The following is a 1,842-nucleotide window of genomic DNA, read 5'->3' on the forward strand; positions in this document are numbered from 1 at the left end:
GATTGCTTCAAGAGCTTTTTGAGCAGTTTCAGCAATATTCATCATTGCTTGTGCGCCTTTTAGTGTCATTACACCTGCTGCGTAGCCGTTTTGATTATCTCCATTATCTCCAGCTTGCCACTCATTAGCATTAAAGCCCATTGCATCTGCTTGAGCTTTGTTAATAGTAGCATTAGTTTCTCTTAAACTCACTGTTGCTTCGCTAACATTTTTATCATAGCCAATAGCTGAGTTTGTAGTAAAGCCATTAGCGTCTTTAACTTCTACTTGAATGTCTCTTCCGTTGTTTGCAACTAGGCTAAGTCTTCCCATATTAGTAGCATTATCAGTATTTAAACCAACGATACTTGACATACCAGCTTTATTTGGTTCGTTTAAACCTGCTTTAATACCAGCAAAGAATTGTTTAAATGAGTGAGCTACCATACCCTCTTGAGCTTCTTTAGTATCCATAGTTTTACCATCAGCTGCATCAATTAACTTGTCTAATTTTTGATTTATTTTATCAATAGTTGAATTTGCTCCATCTATTGTTTTTTGAGTTTTTAAATCATTAAATAAATCTGTAATTTCTTTTTCTACCCCTGAAGTTCCAGCAGTATTTACTGCAAGATTTAAAGCACCTAATTTATCAGCAGCTAACGTAGCAAAATCAACTTCAGCAGTTTTTACACCAGCTGCAGCGGTTTCAAATGCACCTACTAAATCAGAAATAGTTTTTAAATCATTTGCTGTACCACCACCAGCAGCACCAGCAGCAACAATTCCACCTTCTAAGTCAGCAGCCGCATCAACCATTGTTTTACCAATACCTTTTGACATATCAACTCCATCTAAATTGCCAGGTATTTTTTTAGCAGCTTGACTAACTGAATTAGCATAATTATCAATCAGAGTTTGAACGCTTGTTTGCAAGTTACCTAATGCCGTAGTTTCAGTAGCTGCAGCTGTTTCAAATGTTGCCAATGCTTTTTGTATTTCAGCAATATCATCGGTTTTTGTTAAAGCATCTTTTAAAGTAACAGCAGCAGCATTTGCAGCAGCCTTATCTTTTAAACCTTTAGCTGTATTATCAACTTCAGCGCTTGCTTGTATGAAAGTATCTAATTGTCCTGTTAAACCTTTTTTAAATGCATCTAAAGCTTCTTTTTCTTCTGCTTTATATGTTTTATAAGCAGCTGATGGGATTGAAGCATTTTTTGCTTTGTTTAAACCATCTTGATATATTAAGCTATCTTGCACTCCATGAGCGTTTTTAACATCTGCAAAAGTATTTTCTTTAACAAGAATAGAACCTTCTGCTCCTGCTGCTGTAGTCCAAGTTGCAGCTGCATTAAAATCTACACCTTTTTTAGTATTTTCTTTACCTACAGCACCTTGGGTTACTAGACTATGATTATCAACCACTGGTCTTTCAGCTTTCACATTATCCTCAACCTTAATACCTCTACCATCTCTATTAGCAAGTACTAATCTACCTTTAGTATCTACAGAAGCTTCTACCCCTGTTTGATCTTTAACAGCATTAATAGCAGCTCTTAAAGCACCATTAGCGTCTTTTTCTTGAACGCTTACTGTTCCGATTTTTACACCATTAATTGAGAAATTTGAAGTAGTTTCACCCGCTTTAATAGGTTGTTCAAATACACTTTGAGCAGTTACACTAGCTTTAATTCCTGTCTTATCACTAGCTTTATTGATTGCTTCTGCTAACGCTCCAAGGCCTGTAGTAGCACTTACATCGCCTTTACCATTTGTAAGTTTTACAGGTTCTATTGTTACATCGTTGATACCATCAACATTTTTAAATGTTACACTAGCAGTTCCTGTTAAATCCGCCGC

1 protein-coding gene is annotated in these 1,842 nt (G+C 36.0%); it reads right to left on the reverse strand.

All coding sequences use genetic code 11. From position 1 onward, the window contains the following. A partial coding sequence (locus AVBRAN9331_RS09635) for a flagellin hook IN motif-containing protein (RefSeq protein ID WP_336612917.1) occupies positions 1–1,842 on the reverse strand: 1,842 nt, incomplete at both ends.

This window comes from Campylobacter sp. RM9331 (assembly GCF_020137685.1).
In the GTDB taxonomy this organism is placed as follows: Bacteria; Campylobacterota; Campylobacteria; order Campylobacterales; family Campylobacteraceae; genus Campylobacter_E.